The 18,230-nt window shown below is 70.2% G+C and carries 16 protein-coding genes; 6 read left to right on the top strand and 10 right to left on the bottom strand.

Annotation, left to right across the window (positions count from 1 at the left end):
* Positions 1 to 67: 67 nt before the first annotated feature.
* Positions 68 to 604 (top strand): hypothetical protein, encoded by a 537-nt coding sequence (locus QE360_RS00150; RefSeq protein WP_309698329.1) that lies wholly within the window; start codon positions 68 to 70, stop codon positions 602 to 604.
* 7 nt (positions 605 to 611) lie between these two features.
* On the opposite strand, the gene QE360_RS00145 is transcribed toward QE360_RS00150, so the two are convergent.
* Genes QE360_RS00145 through QE360_RS00130 form a run of 4 tightly spaced genes read right to left on the bottom strand, consistent with a single transcriptional unit; the run spans position 612 to position 4,230 of the window.
* Positions 612 to 1,319, bottom strand: a complete 708-nt coding sequence (locus tag QE360_RS00145) for a Crp/Fnr family transcriptional regulator (RefSeq protein WP_309703991.1) — start codon at positions 1,317 to 1,319, stop codon at positions 612 to 614.
* Positions 1,320 to 1,376: 57 nt separating this feature from the next.
* Positions 1,377 to 1,493: a cytochrome bd-I oxidase subunit CydX gene (gene cydX / locus QE360_RS00140; RefSeq protein ID WP_307104256.1), complete on the bottom strand. Its 117-nt coding sequence runs from the start codon at positions 1,491 to 1,493 to the stop codon at positions 1,377 to 1,379.
* Between the two features lie 12 nt (positions 1,494 to 1,505).
* Entirely contained in the window at positions 1,506 to 2,645 is a 1,140-nt protein-coding gene (gene cydB / locus QE360_RS00135; RefSeq protein ID WP_309698326.1) for a cytochrome d ubiquinol oxidase subunit II, read from the bottom strand.
* 16 nt (positions 2,646 to 2,661) lie between these two features.
* On the bottom strand, positions 2,662 to 4,230 hold the full coding sequence (locus tag QE360_RS00130) for a cytochrome ubiquinol oxidase subunit I (RefSeq protein WP_309698324.1): 1,569 nt from the start codon (positions 4,228 to 4,230) through the stop codon (positions 2,662 to 2,664).
* Positions 4,231 to 4,354: 124 nt separating this feature from the next.
* On the opposite strand from QE360_RS00130, the gene cydD reads away from it, so the two are divergent.
* Both cydD and QE360_RS00120 read left to right on the top strand, forming a co-directional pair.
* Positions 4,355 to 5,992, top strand: a complete 1,638-nt coding sequence (gene cydD / locus QE360_RS00125; RefSeq protein ID WP_309698321.1) for a thiol reductant ABC exporter subunit CydD — start codon at positions 4,355 to 4,357, stop codon at positions 5,990 to 5,992.
* A complete protein-coding gene (locus tag QE360_RS00120; RefSeq protein ID WP_309698319.1) occupies positions 5,989 to 7,590 on the top strand; it encodes an ATP-binding cassette domain-containing protein in 1,602 nt (533 codons plus the stop codon). The genes cydD and QE360_RS00120 overlap by 4 nt, the downstream gene beginning before the upstream one ends.
* A gap of 1 nt (position 7,591) precedes the next feature.
* Here the strand turns inward: QE360_RS00120 and QE360_RS00115 are convergent, their stop codons facing one another.
* Complete coding sequence (locus QE360_RS00115; protein ID WP_309698316.1) at positions 7,592 to 8,281, bottom strand: Crp/Fnr family transcriptional regulator; 690 nt, start codon at positions 8,279 to 8,281, stop codon at positions 7,592 to 7,594.
* A complete protein-coding gene (locus QE360_RS00110; protein ID WP_309703989.1) occupies positions 8,271 to 9,593 on the bottom strand; it encodes a radical SAM protein in 1,323 nt (440 codons plus the stop codon). The genes QE360_RS00115 and QE360_RS00110 overlap by 11 nt, the downstream gene beginning before the upstream one ends.
* Before the next feature lie 127 nt (positions 9,594 to 9,720).
* On the opposite strand from QE360_RS00110, the gene QE360_RS00105 reads away from it, so the two are divergent.
* Positions 9,721 to 10,422, top strand: coding sequence for an OmpW/AlkL family protein (locus tag QE360_RS00105; RefSeq protein WP_405052540.1), 702 nt, complete (start codon positions 9,721 to 9,723; stop codon positions 10,420 to 10,422).
* A gap of 23 nt (positions 10,423 to 10,445) precedes the next feature.
* On the opposite strand, the gene QE360_RS00100 is transcribed toward QE360_RS00105, so the two are convergent.
* Positions 10,446 to 11,549: an FUSC family protein gene (locus QE360_RS00100; RefSeq protein ID WP_309698314.1), complete on the bottom strand. Its 1,104-nt coding sequence runs from the start codon at positions 11,547 to 11,549 to the stop codon at positions 10,446 to 10,448.
* A 103-nt stretch (positions 11,550 to 11,652) separates the two neighbouring features.
* On the opposite strand from QE360_RS00100, the gene QE360_RS00095 reads away from it, so the two are divergent.
* Together QE360_RS00095 and lldD are read left to right on the top strand one after the other, a co-directional pair.
* Positions 11,653 to 12,531, top strand: coding sequence for a LysR substrate-binding domain-containing protein (locus QE360_RS00095; RefSeq protein ID WP_309698312.1), 879 nt, complete (start codon positions 11,653 to 11,655; stop codon positions 12,529 to 12,531).
* 141 nt (positions 12,532 to 12,672) lie between these two features.
* Entirely contained in the window at positions 12,673 to 13,854 is a 1,182-nt protein-coding gene (gene lldD, locus QE360_RS00090) for an FMN-dependent L-lactate dehydrogenase LldD (protein ID WP_309698310.1), read from the top strand.
* Positions 13,855 to 13,866: 12 nt separating this feature from the next.
* Here lldD and QE360_RS00085 read toward each other — a convergent pair whose 3' ends face one another.
* The 3 genes from QE360_RS00085 to QE360_RS00075 all read right to left on the bottom strand — a co-directional run bounded on the left by QE360_RS00085 (position 13,867) and on the right by QE360_RS00075 (position 18,227).
* Positions 13,867 to 14,988: an alpha-hydroxy-acid oxidizing protein gene (locus QE360_RS00085; RefSeq protein ID WP_309698308.1), complete on the bottom strand. Its 1,122-nt coding sequence runs from the start codon at positions 14,986 to 14,988 to the stop codon at positions 13,867 to 13,869.
* A 1-nt stretch (position 14,989) separates the two neighbouring features.
* On the bottom strand, positions 14,990 to 16,702 hold the full coding sequence (locus QE360_RS00080; protein WP_309698306.1) for a thiamine pyrophosphate-requiring protein: 1,713 nt from the start codon (positions 16,700 to 16,702) through the stop codon (positions 14,990 to 14,992).
* A gap of 67 nt (positions 16,703 to 16,769) precedes the next feature.
* On the bottom strand, positions 16,770 to 18,227 hold the full coding sequence (locus QE360_RS00075) for an aldehyde dehydrogenase family protein (RefSeq protein WP_309698304.1): 1,458 nt from the start codon (positions 18,225 to 18,227) through the stop codon (positions 16,770 to 16,772).
* Between the last annotated feature and the right edge of the window lie 3 nt (positions 18,228 to 18,230).

Genomic DNA, 18,230 nt, shown 5'->3' with positions numbered 1-18,230 from the left:
TTTTGACCATCGTCAATGTCGGCGACGCTCTCCTGCGTCACGAGGGCGGCGAAGGAGACCCTGCGCGATGGACCGCAACCCGCTTCAAGGCAGCGTCGTGCCGTTCGCGCGTCGCTGGCACGTCATCCACGAAATCGACCTGGTCCGGCTGATTCAGGAACATCGCCGTCGCCTGGCCCTGTGCGACCAGGCGGAGGCGATCGCGGACAGCCTGCCGGCGCAGCCCGACGCGCCGATGACGGCGGCATTCCTGACGGCCTTGCAGGGGCTGGTGGCGAAGGGGGAGCGGGTCGATGGCGATTATCTGGCGGCGATGCTGCTCAACGGGCATGAAGACCCGCTCGCCTGGACGCTGCTCGACCATGTCCGGCATCGGCACATGGCGGACGGCGCGGCGGCGCGCGATCTGATCGAGGCTTTTGACGGGGCGGATGCCGCCATGGGGCCCGAGACGCTTGGCCATATGCTGCGCTGTTTCTTCACCGGGTGCCGCCGCGCGGTCGATTTCGAGCAGCTCACCATCATCGCCCTGGCCGGGCACCGCCTGACGCGCGAGGCCCGCGCGCTGCTGGTCGAGGCGCTGGCGGACAACGTCGCGGCCTGACCGCTTCTCAGGCTGCGGCGCGGGCGGCCAGCGCGTCGCGGTCGCTGATCGTGATGGCCCGGCCGCCGGGCAGGCCGATGATCCCGCTCTGCTTCATTTGGGTCAGCTGGCGGCTGACCGTCTCGATCGTCATGCCCAGCACGTCGGCGATCTGTCCGCGCGTCAGCGGCAGGTCGAAGGTAAGCGGCCCGTCGCGGCTGGCCCGGCACCCGCCGGCCCCGGCACGCGCCGCCATGTCGAGCAGGAACCCGGCCAGCTTCTCCCCCGCCGACTGGCGCGCCAGCACCAGCATCCGCCCGCGCGCCTCGTTCAGCGACTCGAAGGTCCGCTGGAGCAACAGCCGCTCCATGCGTTGGTGATCCTCCAGCACCCGCTCGAAGGCGACACGCGGAAAGACGCAAAGCTCGGCATCGGTCAGCGCGGTCAGGGTGAAGTCGACATCGCCCGCATAGGGCTGTCCGAAGAAATCGGCCGGATAGAGCAGGCCGACCGTCTGTTCGCGCCCGTCGGCGGTGGCGGCGACCAGTTTCAGCACCCCCGACAGCAGGTTGCCGCAGAGCACCGCCTCGTCACCCGCCCAGGCGATGGTCTGGCCCCGCGCGACATGGCGGCGCTGGCCTATCGTGTTGAGCGCGATCAGCTCGCGGTCGTCGAGGCTGCCGCACAGGGCCCGGTCGCGCACCGCGCAGTCGGCACAAACGTCGTTCGGGATCATGGCCTTGCCCGATAGCATGGCCATGATCCCTTGTCGTCGGACGGATTGTCCCATCCGTCAGTGTCGCGGCGACACATCCTCCTCCTGCGGCAAGTGGAATTCATGCCACATGCCGTTGAGGATGCCGAAGCCGATGGCCAGGCCGAGGCCGAGGACCCAGGAGAAATACCACATGGACGGGGCCTTTCAGTAGAAGTCGGGGTTGGTGCGCACCGCATCCGCCGTCACGCGGCCGAACATCACCCGGTAGGCCCAGGCGGTGTAGGCCAGCACGATCGGCAGGAAGACGATGGTGACGAACAGCATGATGCCCAGTGTCTTCTGCGTGGACGAGGCGTTCCAGACCGTCAGGCTGCTATGCGCATCGATGCTGGAGGGCAGGATGAAGGGGAAGATCGAACAGCCGACCGTGGCGATGATGCCCGTCGCGGCCAGCGACGACCCGGCAAAGGCGACGCTCTCGCGCCTGCTCCTGATACCGATCAGCGCCAGCATAGGCCCGGCAAAGCCCAGAATGGGCAGCGCCGTCATCCAGGGATAGGCGGCATAATTGTCCAGCCACGCGCCGCCCGCCGCTTCCGTCGTCATGTGCAGCGGATTGGACGGGCCGAGAGGATCGACCGTGCCGACGACATGATAGCCCATGCCGCCCCAGGCGACGAAGGCAAAACCGCCCGCGAACAGCAGGATCGCGGCGATCGCAGCCACCGTACCGAACGTCCGGGCGCGGTCGTGGACCGGCCCGTGCTCGACCTTGATCGACAGCCACGCCGCGCCGTGCAGCACCAGCATCGCCACCGACAACAGCCCGCACAGCAGCGTGAAGGGCGTGAACAGGCCCAGCAGCGTCCCGTCGTAAAAGGCGCGCAGATCGCTGTCGAGGCGGAAGGGCGCGCCCAGCAGGACGTTGCCGACCGCCACGCCGAAGACGAGCGCGGGCACCAGCCCGCCGACGAACAGCGCCCAGTCCCAGCGGGTGCGCCATGCCGGGTCGGGCCGCTTGCTGCGATATTTGAACCCCACGGGCCGCAGGATCAGCGCGGCGAGGACCAGGAACATCGCCAGGTAGAAGCCCGAAAAGCTGACCGCATAGACGAAGGGCCAGGCGGCGAAGATCGCCCCGCCGCCCAGGATGAACCAGACCTGGTTCCCCTCCCAGGTCGGCCCGATGGAATTGATGACCATCCGCCTCTCGGCATCGTTCCGCGCGACGAAGGGCAGGAGAGCGGCGACCCCCAGGTCGAATCCGTCGGTCAACGCGAAGCCGATCAGCAATATACCCAGCAGCGCCCACCAGATCAGGCGCAACATCTCGTAATCGAACATATCCCAGTCCTTTGGCTCAGGCGGCAACAGGAATGGCGGCGGGGATCGGGCCGGGGCCGGGCTGGTCGTCCCGTTCCTCCGGCCCGTGCGCGATGGCGGCCAGGATCAGCCGGACCTCGATCACGGCCAGCACGCCGTACAGCGCGGTGAAGCCCGCCAGCGTGGTCCAAAGCGCGCCGCGCGACAGCGAGCTGGTCGCGAGGAAGGTCGGCAGCACGCCCTCGATCGCCCAGGGCTGACGCCCCAGTTCGGCGACCAGCCAGCCCAGCTCGATCGCCACCCAGGGCAGCGGGATCGCCGCCACCGCCAGCTTGAGGAACCAGCGCGCATCCATGTGCATCCGCAGCGAACACAGGGCGAAGGCGGTCGCGAACAGCGCGATCATCGCAAAGCCGATCCCCGCCATGATGCGAAAGCTCCAGAAGAGCAGGCCGACATCGGGCACCGTGTCCCATGCCGCCGCCTCGATCTGCTGCGGCGTCGCGCTGCGCGGATCGGCCATTTGCCGCTTGAGGAGCAGCGCATAGCCCAGGTCGCGCTTATGCGCCTCGAACCGCGCCCGCTGGGCCGGGTCCTGCGGATCGGCCTTCAGCCGCTGTACCGCGTCATAGGCGATCACGCCCGATGCGATCCGCTCCTGCGCCTTCAGCACCAGTTCGGACATGCCCGTCACCGTGCCGTCCAGGCTGCGCGTCGCGATCAGGCCCAGGACCCAGGGGATCTCGACCTTGTAGCGGGTCTCATGCGCCTTGACGTCGGGCAGCCCGAACAGCGTCAGCCCCGACGGGCCGGGTTCGGTGTGCCAGACCGCCTCGATCGCGGCGAGCTTCATCTTCTGGTTGTCGGTCAGCGCATAGCCGCTCTCGTCGCCCAGCACGACGACCGACAGCGAGGAGGCGAGGCCGAACGCCGCCGCGACCGTCATCGACCGGCGCGCGACGGACACGAACCGCCCCTTCAACAGCCAGAAGGCCGACACGCCCAGCACCACGACCGAGGCGCAGACATAGCCCGCGCTGACCGTATGGACGAACTTGGCCTGCGCCACCGGATTGAACAGCACCGCGCCGAAGTCCGCGACCTCCATCCGCATCGTGTCGGGATTGAAGGTCGCGCCGACCGGGTTCTGCATCCAGCCATTGGCGATGAGGATCCACAGCGCCGACAAATTGGTGCCCAGCGCCACCAGGAAGGTGACGATCAGATGCCCCAGCTTCGACAGCCGGTCCCAGCCGAAGAACATCAGCCCGACGAACGTCGCCTCCAGGAAGAAGGCCATCAGCCCCTCGATCGCCAGCGGCGCGCCGAAGATGTCGCCGACATAATGCGAGAAATAGGACCAGTTGGTGCCGAACTGGAACTCCATGGTCAGCCCGGTGGCGACCCCCAGCACGAAGTTGATGCCGAAAATCTTGCCCCAGAAGCGCGTCGTCACCCGCCACACCGGGCGATTGGTCATGACATAGACCGATTCCATGATGACCAGCATCATCGACAGGCCCAGAGTCAGCGGCACGAACAGGAAATGATACAAGGCGGTGGCCGCGAATTGCAGCCGCGACAGGTCGACGACCCCGGGGTCCATGGCATGTCTCCATAAAAGGAGCCGCCCCCCGGCCCCTTGTCCACGGATTCGCTACGCCTCGGTCCACCCCCCGACATTGACCGCGGTCAAAGACGACCGCCCACGCCGCTGCGACGGTCGCGGCATGACGACGATCGCCCATGATGCCCCCGCCGCCCGGATGCGGAGCCGCTGGTTGAAGGATGCGGCCGCGGGCCGTGACGGGACGCCGGGCCTGCTGCTCCTCGATACGCTGGCCGCCATCGGCTTCGCGGCCGGGATCGCGGGGGGCGTCGCGGCGGTGGCGGGGCGGGGGGCGGTGCTGCCCTGGGCCCTGCTCGCGATCGGCATGGGGATGGCGCGCGGATGGCTCGCGATGCTGGCCGTGCGACAGGGGGCCGCGCGGGCGGGACTGGTCAAGCGGGCGCAACGGCGGCGCGTCGTCGCCGCCGCCCTGTACCGGCAGGCGGGCATGCCGATGGACAGCGGCCAGCTGGCGACGCAGGCCGTGGATGCGGTCGAGGCACTGGACGGGTTCGTCGCCCGTTTCCTCCCCGCACGCCGGGCCGCCGCCGTCGCGCCGATCCTGGTCCTGGCCGCGACGGCCTGTGCCAGCCCGGTCGCGGCCGTCATCCTGGCGGCGACGCTGCTGCCCTTCGTCGCGGCGATGATCCTGGCGGGCGGCGCGGCGGCGGACGAGTCGCGGCGGCAGTTCCTTGCGCTGCATCGTCTGTCGGCGCGTTTCGCCGACCGGGTGCGCGCCTTGCCCGTGGTGCTGGCCTTCCGCGCCGAGACACGCGAGACCCAGGCGATCGGCGCCGCCGCGCAGGAACTGGCGGAGCGGACCATGCGGGTCCTGCGGATCGCCTTCCTGTCGTCCGCCGCGCTGGAATTCTTCGCGGCGCTGTCGGTCGCGCTGGTCGCGGTCTATTGCGGTTTCTCGCTGCTCGGCCTGCTGCCCTTTGCGGCCCCCGAGACGCTGAGCTTGCCGCGTGCCTTCTTCGTGCTGGCCCTGGCGCCGGAATTCTATGCGCCGATGCGCCGCCTGGCCGCCGCCTATCATGACAAGCAAGGCGCGGAGACGGCCGCCGAGACGCTGATGCCGCTGGTCGAGCCGGGGCGCGCGGTTCCGGTCGCGGCGGCGGCGGCCGGGGTGCTGACCTTGCGCGATGTCACGATCCATTATCCCGGCAGCGACGCGCCCGCCGTCTCGCGTCTCTCCCTGTCCGTCGGGGCCGGTGAGACGGTGGCGCTGCTGGGGCCGTCGGGCAGCGGCAAGACCAGCGTGCTGCACCTGCTGCTGGGCCTTGCGCCGCTATCGGCCGGAACGGTCGAGATGGACGGCGCGGCCTTGACCTCGCTGGCGGGGCAGGCGAGCTGGGTCGGCCAGCATCCGTTGCTGATCGCGGGCACGATCCGCGAAAATCTGTTGCTGGCCCATCCCGAGGCCACGGCGCTGGCCCTGCAACGGGCCGTCGTCGTGGCGGGGCTGATGCCGATGCTCCGCCGTCGTCCGGGCGGCCTGGATGCGCCGCTCGATGCGCGGGGAAGCGGTTTGTCGGGCGGCGAACGGCGGCGCATCGCCCTGGCGCGCGCTTTGTTGAACCCCGCGCCCTTCCTGTTGCTCGACGAGCCGACCGCGCATCTCGACGCGGTGGCCGAAGCCGCGCTGATCCGGACGATCGGCGGGGCGGCGCGCGGGCGCACGACGGTGATCGCCACCCATAGCCCCGCGCTCGCCGCCATCGCGACGCGCGTCATCCATCTGGGACCCGTCGCATGACCCTTCGCACATGGATCGCCGCCGAACGCCGGAACGAGCGTCGCCGTCTGTGGCGGGCGGGCGGCTGTGCCGCGTCGGTGGCGGCCGCATCGGTGCTGCTGCTCGCGCTGTCGGGCTGGTTCCTGACCGCCGCCGCGCTGGCGGGCGGGGCCGGGATCGTGGCGGCGCAGGCGTTCAACTATATGCTGCCCTCCGCCGCGATCCGCCTGCTGGCGATCGTGCGGACCGGCGCGCGCTATGGCGAGCGGCTGGCGAGCCATGGCGCGGCGTTCGGCGCGCTCGCCCGGCTGCGGCCCGCGCTCTACCGCGCGATCACCGCCGCGCCGCCCCGGGTCGCGCTGGCGCTGGGGCGGGGCGAGGCGACCGCGCGGCTGATCGGCGATGTCGATGCGGTGGAATGGCGCTTCGTCCGTCTGTCGGGGCCGTGGGGCGCCGTCGCGGCGGTCATGGCGGGGGCGGCATTGACCCTGCTCGGCGGTTGGCCGGCGATGGTGGCGACGCTGGCCTGTGCCGGGGGCGTCCTGGCTCTGGCCCTTCAGGGCGCACGCCGGTTGGAGCAGCCCGGCCGCGCGGTGCAACGGGCGACGGGCGCGCTGCGCGAGGAGGTGGCGATGCTGGGAAGCGCGGCGGCGGAGCTGCGCTGCTTCGCGCTGGAGGACTGGGCGGCCGCGCGCGTCGCGGCGGCGAGCGATCGCCTGGCCGAAGCGCAGAACCAGCAGGCTGCGGTCGCCGCGCGGTTCGAGGCGCTGCACGCGACCGGCGTGGCCGTGGCGGCGGCGTCGGCCCTGATGCTGTCGCTCGACGCCGGTGCGCCGGTCGCCGCGCTCGCGGCGTTGGCGGCGGCGATGACCGTCGACGGGCTCGCGCCGATCCTGCGGGCGTCGACCGAAAGGGGGCGGCTGCGCGAGGCGGAGGCGCGGCTGGATGCGGTTTTCGATGCGGCGGCGGACCCGCGTCCCGCTGTCGGATCGCGCGGCCAGCCGATCCTCGTCCTCGATGGCGAGCTGTGCATGCCGGGCAGCCGGATCGCGCTGACCGGGCCATCGGGCTGCGGCAAGACGACGTTGATCGAAGGCTTGCTGGGGCTGCGTCCGCTACGGTCCGGCCGGATCGGGATCGACGGCCGGGATGCGGCCGATCTGCCGCCCGCGACGCTGCGCGCGCTCTTCGCCTGGGCGCCGCAGGAGGCGATGCTGATCGCGGGCACGGTTCGCGACAATCTGCGCATGGCCGATCCGCATGCGACCGAGGATCGCCTGTGGCAGGCGCTGGGCGACGCGGCGCTGGATGCGGTGGTGCGGGGCTTGCCGGACGGGCTGGACAGCTGGCTGGGCGAGGATGGCGCGCGATTGTCGGGCGGAGAGCGTCGGCGGCTGTCGCTGGCCCGCGCCTATCTGAGCGATGCGCCCTGGCTGTTGCTCGACGAACCGGGCGAGGGGCTGGACGCCGATGTCGCGGCGGAGGTTGCGCGTTGCCTTGCTGCCCGGCTGGAGCGGACCGGGCAGGGGATGATCCTCGTCAGCCATCGCCCCGTGCTGAGCGCGCTGTGCGAACGGCAATGGGCGGCGGACGATGCGTCCCGCCGATCCGCCGCCTGAGCTAACCCGCGACGATGGCGAGCCGCGTCCGGTCGATCAGGCGCACGCCGCGCAGACCGCAAAGCTGGATCACCCCGTCATTCTGGAGGGCGGTCATGTGGCGGCTGACCGTCTCGACCGCCAGGCCCAGCGCCTCCGCCATCGCGCCGCGTGACAGGGGCAGGCGAAACATGCCGTCGCCCTCCGCTCCGCAGCGCCGCGCCATGTCGAGCAGCAGCGCGGCCACCCGTGCGTCGGCGCGGGCGCGGGCCAGCATCGGCATCCAGCGCCGCACCTCGCCCAAGGTCGCCAGCGTCCGGCGCAGCAGCAGCCGCCCGGCGGCGGGATGGCGGATCAGCATCTCCTCCAGCGCCTGGCGCGGATAGACGCACAGATCGGCATCGCCCAGCGCCGTGATCGCATCGGCCGACCGGTCGGCGAAGAGCGTGCCGACGAAATCGCCGGGATAGAGCAGCCCGACGATCTGGACGCCGCCATCCGCCTGCATGCGCGTCACCTTCAGCACGCCGGAGACGAGATGCGCGCAATGGCGTGCGGGATCGCCGATCCAGCCGAAAGCCTGCCCCGCGCGTAGCCGACGGCGGTGACCGATCTGATGGATCGCGGCCAGGGCGGCCTCGTCCAGACCGTCGCACAGCGCCATGCTCCGCCCGGCACAGGCCGCGCAGCGTGGCGGAAGGTCAGACGGCATGGCTGAAGCGGGTATCGTCCTCGTTGCGCCAGGCATCCATGGCCGCCGCGATGGTGCGGGCATAGGGCAGGGCCTCCGCCGCCAGCCGCAGGCACGCCCCGTCCCAGGCGATCAATCCGATCTGCTCGAACCGACCGAGCCGTTCGCGAATGGCGGTCCGCTCGGGCAGGCCATCGAGGTTCGCGACGCCGTGACACAGCACGTCCGCAATCGCCCGCGCCCGGCGCTGCTCCAGGGGGCCGCGATGAAGGCCGCGCGTCGTCGCGAACCGACCCGCGCCGATCGCCTGATGCCATGCCCCCGCATTCTTGGCGTTCTGGAGCAGGCGGTCGGGAAAGGCGCTGATCGCGCTGGCGCCCAAGCCGATCACGATGTCGGCGGGATCGTCGGTAAAGCCCTGGAAATTGCGGCGCAGCCGTCCGTTCGCCGCCGCGCTCGCCAGCGGGTCATGGCCTTGCGCGAAATGGTCGAAGCCGATGGCGCGGTAGCCTGCACGCGTCAGCCGGTCATGCGCCAGCGCCGCCTGGCCGAAACGCGCCGCCGCACCCGGAAGCGCCCGTGCGTCGATACGGCGCTGGCGGGGGATGAGGTGCGGCACATGCGCATAGCCGAACACCGCCAGCCGTTCCGGGGCCAGCGCGATGGCCTCCTCAAGCGTCGCGGCCAGCGTCGCGTCGTCCTGGCCGGGCAGGCCGTACATCAGGTCGAAATTGATCGATCCGACCCCGGCGGCGCGCAACAGGGCGACCGCGCGGACGATCTGGTCGCGCGGCTGGACCCGACCGATCGCCGCCTGAAGTGCCGGGTCGAAGGTCTGCACCCCCAGGCTGGCCCGCGCGACGCCGGTTTCCGCGATGACGCTCGCCCAGTCCGCGTCGAAACCGCGCGGATCGATCTCCAGCGACAGCGTCGCCTCCTGGCTGGCGAAGGCGGTGCGCAGATGGGCGACCAGCGCGGCGAAGGCCACGGGCGGGATCGCATTGGGGCTTCCGCCACCAAAGGCGATCCGGGCGATCCGTCCGCGTCCCTTCAGCCGGGCGGCCACCAGATCGATCTCGGCGTGCAACCGCGCGAGATAGGTGTCCAGCCGCGCGGTCCGGTTCGCCGCCCCGGTGTTGCACCCGCAATACCAGCAGATCGCCCGGCAATAGGGGATATGGAGATAGAGCGACACGATCTCGTCCGCCCCGACCATGTCGAGCGCCGCCGCCATGTCGGCATCGCCCACATGGTCGCCGAACTCGGCGGCGGTGGGATAGCTGGTGTAGCGCGGCACGGGCCGGGCGAGCAGATCGGGATGATAGGGCCACATGCCCATGTCGTGCCCCGGCGGTGCGCGCATGCCTTTGACCGCCGTCAAACCGGCGCTTGTCGATGGTCAAGGCGGCGGGGCGGGGGCGCTCCTATCCCGATGCCCACAGCCTCACAGGAGACATGGGATGACCGTCATCAGAACCGCCGCCACCCTGTTCGCGCTCGCCGCGACGGGAATCGGTACGTCGGCATGGGCGCAGGATAGTGGGGGACGCGACGCTCGGGTCGGGACTCGCGCCGGGGACGTGCTGCTCCGCGCCCGCGCCATCCTCGTCGCGCCCAATGAGCGGTCGGGCAGCATCCTGCCCGGCTTCCCCGGCGAGCCGGTGAAGGTCGACGACCGCGTGATGCCGGAGGTCGACGCGACCTATATGGCGACCGACCATATCGGCGTCGAACTGATCGCCTCGACCACGAAGCATGCGATCGGCGGGGTGCGGGGCACGACCGGCGGCATCGGCAGGCTCGCCTCAACCTGGGTCCTGCCGCCGACCCTGACCGTCCAATATCACTTCGCACCGACCCGGCATGTCCGGCCCTATGTCGGTGCGGGCGTGAACTATACGATCTTCTGGAACGAGGCGGCTTCGGAGGGGCTCGAAAGCGCGGTGGGGCCGACCAGGGTCCATTTGAAGGACAGCGCAGGCTGGGCGGTGCAGGCGGGCGTCGATATGGACCTCACCCGCCGGGTCTTTCTGAACCTCGACGTCAAATATATCGATATCGACACCACCGCGCGGCTGGACAATGCGGCGCTGGGCCGCCAGCGGGTGAACGTCTCGCTGGACCCGCTGGTGTTCGGGGTCGGCCTGGGGCTGCGCCTGTGAGGAAGGCCGGTCGGCGTCGAGGCTTATCGGCGGGCTGAGGGCGCGGGGCTGCGCCTGGTGTCGATCCATCGCACGAGCCCCGCGATCAGCGTACAGATCACGAGGGCGATCGACGTGCCCACGATCGTATCGACGGCGCGGGCCTGGGGTGCGCCCGCGCTTTGCAAAGGAAGGGCGATCTTGGCGATCACGACGAACAAGGGCGTCACGCATCCGACGAAGATGGTATAGTTGACCGCACGCAGCGCGATCGTCAGCGCGGCCAGCGGCAGCACCAGTGCCTCCAGCGCGACCCGGCCGTTGGCGTGGCCGATCAGGACCATCACGATCGCGGTCCCGATCAACGTCCCCGCGATCCGCTCGACCGCGCGCCAGGACGAGGTGCGGATATTGACCGTGATGACGACCACCGCCGTCATCGTCGCCCATTGCGGATAGGCCAGCCCCAGTCCATGCGCCGCCAGGAAACAGGCGAACACCGCGACACCGGCGCTGGCGGCATGAAGCAGCGCCGACCGGGTCGAGGGAAGCTCGGGCGGGGCGGGGCGTGCCGCATCGCGGTCACGGTTTGGCCGCTCCAGCACATGGATGCTGCCGATCCGAAGCAGCAGCGCCAGACCCCCACCGGCCAGGAACGCGATGCCGACCGCCATCGGGCCTGCCGCATCGACCGGCCATTCCGCCGCCACGACCACCACGACACCCAGCAGCATGCCCACCGTGGCCATGCCATAGGACCGGCCGGCGACAAAGGTGATCGCCGCGACCGCCACCGCCGCCAGCGTGTCGGTCAGCGGAAGGGCGGGATGGACCATGGCCGTCATGGCCGTCGCCAGCACCGCGCCGCCGATGACGAACAATGCTATGGCCCGCAGGCGCGATGCGGCATGGAGCCGGTTGTCCGCCAGACAGGCCCAGAACGCGGCATAGGCCCCCCAGATATCCGCCGGGCGATGGGACGCCTGCGCCCACAGGATCATCGCCAGCACCGCGACGCTGCCCGATGCGCCCTCCAGCAGCGCGAACTCGCCCGCGCGGAACTGTACGCCACGACGCGCCAGCCCGGTGGCCAGGCGGCGGGCGATCGCCCGATCACGGGCAGGGACGGATGGGGGCTGCACGGGCACGACGGGCTCTTTGGATAACCGAGGGGAACACGCCCCGATAGCCGTTTTGCGGCCACGCCTGGAGCGACTTGTTGGCATGGGCGCTATTCCCTAAAGGAATGACATGGAGTTCCGAACGCTACGCGCCTTTGTCGAAGTGGTTCGCCAGGGCAGCTTTTCGCAGGCGGCCCGGACGATCTTCGCGACGCAGTCCACGGTCAGCAAGGCGGTCAAGCAGCTGGAGGACGAACTCGGCGCGCCGCTGTTCGACCGGATCGGCCCGCGCGTGAAGCTGACCACCTTTGGCGAGGCGCTGTATCCGCGCGCCGCGCGCCTGCTGGCGGAACGGAGCGACCTGCTCGTCGAACTGGACGAGATACGCGGATTGCAGCGGGGCAGCCTCCGGATCGGCCTGCCCCCGGTCGGCAGCGCGCGGATCTTCGCGCCGATGCTGGCCCGCTATCGCCGGACCTATCCGGGCATCGCCATCGAATTGCGCGAGCATGGCGGCGACCAACTCCTCGACATGGTGCGCACCGGCGAGATCGAACTGGCGGCGACGGTCGATCCCAGCGCGCCGGAATGGCATAGCCAGGAGGTCTGGCGCGATCCGGTGATGGCGGTCATGGCGCGCGATCATCCGCTGGCCAAGGCCGGGTCGCTGTCGCTCGACGCCTTGCGCGACGAGCCGTTCATCCTGTTTTCCGACAGATTCGTGCTGCATCGCATGGTGGTCGATGCGTGCCACCGCCATGGGTTCAAGCCGAACATCGCGGTCCAGAGCAGCGAGGTGGAATTCATCCTCGAACTGGCCGCGTCGGGGATCGGCATCGCCTTTCTGCCCCGGTTGCTGGTGGACCAGGTCGATGCGGAGCGTATCTGCGGCGTCCTGGTGACCGAACCCTATATCGAGTGGCGGCTGGCGATGGTCTGGCGCAACGGCGCCTTCCTGTCGCACGCCGCGCGCGCCTGGTTGCAGATGGTGGCCGACCAGGCGGATTAGCCGGTCGCCCGGGGGCGGCGATCCGTCCGGGTCAGTCGATTTGGGAATGGAGGCCAGTCAGAGCTTTCGTTTTTCGCAACCCGGCCCTTGGCCTATTTTCGTCGCTTACCGGGTCGGTGACCCGTCAAGCGAGGTCTTTCGATGATCATTTCCGCGCCCACGGATTTCCGCGAGGCGGCCCGGCGCCGCCTGCCGCGCTTCCTGTTCGACTATATCGATGGCGGTGCCGTCACCGAGTCCACCATGGTCGGCAATGTCGACGCCTTGCAGCGGGTGGCGCTGCGCCAGCGGGTCCTCAAGGGCGCGGGGGACCCGTCGCTGGCGGTGACGGTGCTGGGCCAGCCATGGGCGATGCCGGTCGCGCTGGGGCCGGTCGGGGCGACGGGAATGTATGCCCGGCGCGGCGAGGTGCAGGCGGCGCGGGCGGCGGGTCTTGCGGGCATCCCCTATGCCCTGTCCACCGTCTCGGTCGCATCGATCGAGGAGGTGGCGCGCGACGCGCCGGGGCAGCTCTGGTCGCAGCTCTATGTGCTCAAGGACCGCGGCTATATGCGCAACGCGCTCGACCGGGCCTGGGCGGCGGGGATGCGGACGCTGGTGTTCACCGTCGATATGCCGACGCCCGGCTCGCGCTATCGCGATCGGCGCTCCGGCATGGCCGGGCCCGCCGCGACGCTGCGCCAATATGCCCAGGCGCTCCGCCACCCGCGCTGGGCGGTCGATGTGGGATTGCGCGGCCGCCCGCTGTCCTTCGGCAATATCGAGGCCTATGTCGGCCATTCGATGAGCATGGCCGACTATACCGGCTTTCTGGCGCGCAATTTCGACCCCGCCATCCATTGGCGCGATCTGGAATGGGTGCGCCAGGACTGGAAGGGCGCGCTGATCCTCAAGGGCATTCTCGACCCCGAGGACGCGCGCGAGGCGGTCCGTTTCGGGGCGGATGGGATCATCGTGTCCAACCATGGCGGGCGGCAGCTCGACGGGGCCATGCCCACCGCCACGGCGCTTCCCCCCATCGCCGATGCGGTCGCCGGTGCGATCGCGGTGCTGGCCGATTCCGGCGTGCGCTCGGGGATCGACGTGGTGCGCATGATGGCGCTGGGTGCGGATGCGGTGCTGCTCGGCCGGGCCTATATCTATGCGCTGGCGGCGCGGGGGCAGCGGGGGGTGAGCGAACTGCTCGACCTGATCGCCGCGGACATGCGGGTGACGATGACCCTGATCGGGGCCGACCGTCCCGGCGCGATCACCCGAGACAGTCTCGCCGGGCTGCCGCCCTCGGTGCAGGGCCGGTCGGAGGCGCTGCGGGGCGGCGGGTGAACGGCGGCCGCCTCAGGCCAGGTGGCGGCGCTCCAGTCGGGTGACGTCGGGCGTCCCAAGCAGCGCCAGCGTCGTATCGACCTGCCGCCGCAGCATGGCGAGTACGGCATCGACGCCGCGCTCGCCATCCGCCGCCAGGGCATAGAGCAGCGGGCGGCCGACCAGCACGCCCTTCGCACCGGCGGCCATTGCCTTCACCACATCGGCACCGTCCCGAACCCCGCTGTCCATCAGCACGGGCAGCCCGCACGCATCCGCAACGGCGGGCAGAAGGTCGATGGGGGCGGGCGCGTCCTCCAGCTGGCGGCCGCCATGGTTGGAGACGACGACACCATCCACCCCCAGCCGTTCGCAATGCCGCGCATCTTCGGCGGAGACGATGCCCTTGACGATCAGCGTGCCGCGCCAGTCGTCGCGAAGCCGCGCCAGTGCCGCCCAGTCGAAGCTCGCATCCATCTGGCGCGCCATCAGCGCGGCCTGCGCCTCCACGTCCCCGTCACCCGCGGCGACGAAATGGGCGAGCTGCGGAAAGCCCTGGCGCACCTGCCGGAGCGACCAGACCGGATGGCGGACACCGTCGAGCAGGATGCGCGGCGTCATGCGCAGGGGGACGCCGAAGCCGTTGCGCCGATCGCGCACCCGGTCGCCGTTCACCGCGACATCGACGGTGAGGACCAGGGTCGTGCATCCCGCCTCGCGCGCGCGGGCCACCAGTCGATCCGCCAGCGCGCGCTGGACGACATAGAGCTGGAACCACAATTCCCCGTCCGAGGCGCGGCGCACCGCCTCGATCGTGCTGGTCGCCGCGGTGGACAGGCAGAAGGGGATGCCCGCCCGCGCCGCCGCACGCGCCAGGATCAGGTCCCCCTGCGGCCGCACCACGCCGGTCAGGCCCATCGGTGCGACCGCGAACGGGCTTTCCCAGGGGCGGCCGAACGGCGCGATCGCCTGTCGACGCTGCGAGACATCGGTCAGGCGATCCGGCAGCAGCCGGGTCCGCGCGAAAGCCTCGCGGTTGCGCGAAAGGCCGCGCTCGGAACCGGCGCCGCCCTCCAGATAGTCGAACACGATGCGCGGCAACCGGCGGCGCGCGGCGGCGCGATAATCGTCGAGTGTGATGAGCGCGCGGGTCATGTCAGTGATGGTCCAGCCACACGTCCAGCACGGCGCAGCGTCGTTCCTCGCGCACGACCCGCAGCGCCTCGGCGATGGCGTCGTCGATCTCCGCCGGGTCGCGAAGCTGCCGCCCCCATGCGCCGCCCGACGCGGCGGCGATGCCGACATAATCGGGGGCGGGGTCGAACGAGGTGTCCAGATCGTCGGCATGCGCGGCAAAGCCCTCCGGATGCACCGCCAGTGTCGACAGCTTGGGCGATTTCCAGCCGCGATTGTTGAAGACGATCTGCACGAACGGTGCGTCATAGCGTCGCGCCATCCAGTGCACCGAACTGGGCACGGTGAACAGGAACGAACCGTCGCCGGTCAGCGCCACCACCGTCGCATCGGGCCTGGCCAGCCGGACGCCGATCGCCGCCCCGCCGTTCCACCCCAGCGATCCGCCGCCGCTCGTGGAGATCGCCCCCGGCGTGTCGAGCCGCAGGTGATCGAACACCACGCCATAGTTGGAGATCGCCTCGTTGACGAAGAGCATGTCGTCGGTCTGGGCTGCACGCAGCCGCGACATGAAATATTCCGGAGTGATGGTTCCGACCGGAACCACCTCGCGCGTTCGCAGCACCGTTTCGCGCGCCGCGTGGCGATGGGCATAATGCGCGCGCCGCTCCTCGATGCGCGCGGCGGGGAGGGGCCGCGCGGCGAGCCAGTCGTCCAGCTGGGCGAGCGCGGTCGCGGCGTCGGCGCGGCACACCGCCTCCGCCGCGATCCGCCACAAAGGCATCTGTTCCTTCAGCGGGTCGACATCGATGTGGAAGATCCGCGCGCCGTCGCCCGGCGCCGACACGGTCGGGATCCACGGCACGTCGCTGTCGATCACCAGCACCATATCCGCCGCGGCCAGATCGGCATTCTGCTGCGGCTGATTCCATTGGTTGCCGAGATAGAGCGGGTGGCTGTGCGGGAAGTTCATCGCATTGGGCACGGATTCGAGCACCCCGATCCCCAACCGCTCGCACAGCGTCACCAGGGGCGCGACCGCCGCCGGATTGCGGCCCAGAAAGGACGTGACGACGAGCGGCCGTCGCGCCGTCAGCAGGGCCTCGCCGATCATCGCCACCGTTTCGGGCGGCAGGGCGCCCGGCCCGATGCAGCGCCAGGCCGCCGCCTCGTCGGGGGTCGGCGCGACCTCTTCCTCCATCACCTCGCGCGCGCCGATCAGATAGACGGGGCCCTTGGGATCGGACCCGGCGAACTGGAAGGCGCGGTGCACCAGTTCCTTGACGTTGCGCCCGGTGCGGATCTCGTTGTCGTAGCGCATATAGCCGCGCACCAGCCCGCGCTGGTCATGGACGTCCTGGATCCACTGGATGAACTCGTTGCGCGATCCCTTCAGCTCGCCATGCTGGGTGAAGGGGGACGCACCCGCGAAGATCAGCATCGGGGCGCGTCCCTTGGCGGCGTTGTGGACCGCGCCTGCCAGCGCCTGGGTTCCGCATTCGACATGCACCACCACCGCCTGCGCCACACCGCTTGCCAGCCAGAAGCCGTGCGCGGCGCTCATGCCGACCATTTCATTGGGGCAGGTGACGATGCGCGGGATCGGCCGCCCGGCGGCGCGCGCCTCCGCGATCGCCTCGACCAGCGCGGGGTGGTCGCTGCCGAGGTTGGCGAAGACATGGGAAACGCCATGCTCGATCAGGGCATCGAGGAAAGCGCTGGAGGTGGTGTACATCGGGAGCTGGGCCTTGTCGCATCGCCGGTCGCCCGGCGGGGGTCGTCGTCGGGGTAAGAGGCGGCGATCAGGGGATATAGTCGACCGCGCCGCGCCGGATCGTCACCCAGTGCGTCGTGGTCATCTCCTCCACGATCCAGTCGCCGCCGAAGCGGCCGATGCCGCTGTTCTTCTCGCCGCCGAACGGATTGAACGGCATGTCGGCGACGGTCATGTCGTTGACATGCGTCATCCCGACATCGAGCCCATGGGCGAAGCGCAGCCCGCGCGCCTCGTCGCGGGTGAAGACCGCGCTGGACAGGCCCGCATCGGTGGCGTTGGCGAGTTCGAGCGCATGCGCCTCGTCCCGCGCACGGATGATGAAGGCGATCGGCGCGAACATCTCGGCCTGTGCCAGCGGGTCGTCATTGTCGACATCGGCGAAGATGTGCGGCGGCACCACCGCGCCCGACGGCTCGCCCCCGAGGACGAGGCGGAAGCGGGATTTGGCGGCGGCGAGGTGGTCGAGGTTCGCGGCCAGCTGCTTCGCGTTCATCGCCGGGCCGATCAGCGTGTCCGGCTCGGCCGGATCGCCATGTTTCAGCCGTGCGGCGCAGGCGGCGAACTTCTCGACGAAGGCGTCGTGGACGCTGTCCTCCACGATCACGCGGTTGGTGCTCATGCAGATCTGGCCCTGGTGCAGGAACCGACCGAACGCTGCCGCCTGCGCCGCCTGGTCGAGGTCCGCATCGGCCAGCACCACGAACGGGTTGTTGCCGCCTAGCTCCAGCGCGACCCGCTTGATGACCGGGGCCTCGATGGCCAGCCTGCCGATGCGCCGCCCCACGCCGGTCGAGCCGGTGAAGGACAGGAAGCGCGGGACGTCGTGCGTGCAGAAAGCGTCGCCGATCACCCGCGAGCTGCCGGTGACGACGTTGAACAGTCCGGGTGGCAGTCCCGCCTCTTCATAGATGCGCGCCAGCAGCAGGCCGCCGGTGACGGGGGTGTCCTCGGCCGGTTTGACGACCACCGCATTGCCCACCGCCAGCGCGGGCGCGATCGTGCGGTGCGACAGGTGGAGCGGGAAGTTCCACGGGCTGATCACCCCGACGACGCCGATGGGGCGGCGATAGACGCGGCTTTCGGTGTCGGGCAGGTCGATCGGCAGGATGCGGCCGTTGATGCGATAGGGGATCGACGCGGCCTCGTTCAGACCGCCCATCACCGCCTGCCATTCGATCCTGGCCTTGATCCGGGTGGAACCCGATTCCGCGACCAGCCAGTCGATGATCTCGTCGCGCCGGGCCTGGACGATATTCGCGACGCGCCGGAACAGGTCGGCCCGGACCGCCGGGGGCGTTTGCGCCCATTCCCGCTGCGCCTTGGCGGCAGCGCTATAGGCGGCATCGACGTCGGTAAGGTCGGCGGCGCGCAGGCGGAGGAGGCACTCGCCCGAATAGGGGTTGCGGTCCTCCATGGTCTCCTCGCCCGAACCGGGCCGCCATGTCCCGTCGATATATTGCGCCTCGAAGCTGTAGCGGGTCATCCT

Origin of the sequence: Sphingomonas sp. SORGH_AS_0789 (assembly GCF_031453055.1) — a bacterium.
Lineage (GTDB): Bacteria > Pseudomonadota > Alphaproteobacteria > Sphingomonadales > Sphingomonadaceae > Sphingomonas.
This window is presented reverse-complemented; position numbering and strand designations above follow the sequence as displayed.

Excerpts from the sequence above, each read along its gene's own strand:
- QE360_RS00115 (WP_309698316.1), bottom strand. The coding sequence starts at position 8,281 with ATGCCGTCTGACCTTCCGCCACGCTGCGCGGCCTGTGCCGGGCGGAGC.
- QE360_RS00085 (WP_309698308.1), bottom strand. The coding sequence starts at position 14,988 with ATGACCCGCGCGCTCATCACACTCGACGATTATCGCGCCGCCGCGCGC.
- QE360_RS00150 (WP_309698329.1), top strand. The coding sequence starts at position 68 with ATGGACCGCAACCCGCTTCAAGGCAGCGTCGTGCCGTTCGCGCGTCGC.
- QE360_RS00080 (WP_309698306.1), bottom strand. The coding sequence starts at position 16,702 with ATGTACACCACCTCCAGCGCTTTCCTCGATGCCCTGATCGAGCATGGC.
- QE360_RS00120 (WP_309698319.1), top strand. The coding sequence starts at position 5,989 with ATGACCCTTCGCACATGGATCGCCGCCGAACGCCGGAACGAGCGTCGC.
- QE360_RS00075 (WP_309698304.1), bottom strand. The coding sequence starts at position 18,227 with ATGACCCGCTACAGCTTCGAGGCGCAATATATCGACGGGACATGGCGG.
- QE360_RS00130 (WP_309698324.1), bottom strand. The coding sequence starts at position 4,230 with ATGGACCCCGGGGTCGTCGACCTGTCGCGGCTGCAATTCGCGGCCACC.
- QE360_RS00145 (WP_309703991.1), bottom strand. The coding sequence starts at position 1,319 with ATGATCCCGAACGACGTTTGTGCCGACTGCGCGGTGCGCGACCGGGCC.
- cydX (WP_307104256.1), bottom strand. The coding sequence starts at position 1,493 with ATGTGGTATTTCTCCTGGGTCCTCGGCCTCGGCCTGGCCATCGGCTTC.
- cydB (WP_309698326.1), bottom strand. The coding sequence starts at position 2,645 with ATGTTCGATTACGAGATGTTGCGCCTGATCTGGTGGGCGCTGCTGGGT.
- cydD (WP_309698321.1), top strand. The coding sequence starts at position 4,355 with ATGACGACGATCGCCCATGATGCCCCCGCCGCCCGGATGCGGAGCCGC.
- QE360_RS00095 (WP_309698312.1), top strand. The coding sequence starts at position 11,653 with ATGGAGTTCCGAACGCTACGCGCCTTTGTCGAAGTGGTTCGCCAGGGC.
- lldD (WP_309698310.1), top strand. The coding sequence starts at position 12,673 with ATGATCATTTCCGCGCCCACGGATTTCCGCGAGGCGGCCCGGCGCCGC.
- QE360_RS00110 (WP_309703989.1), bottom strand. The coding sequence starts at position 9,593 with ATGTGGCCCTATCATCCCGATCTGCTCGCCCGGCCCGTGCCGCGCTAC.
- QE360_RS00105 (WP_405052540.1), top strand. The coding sequence starts at position 9,721 with ATGACCGTCATCAGAACCGCCGCCACCCTGTTCGCGCTCGCCGCGACG.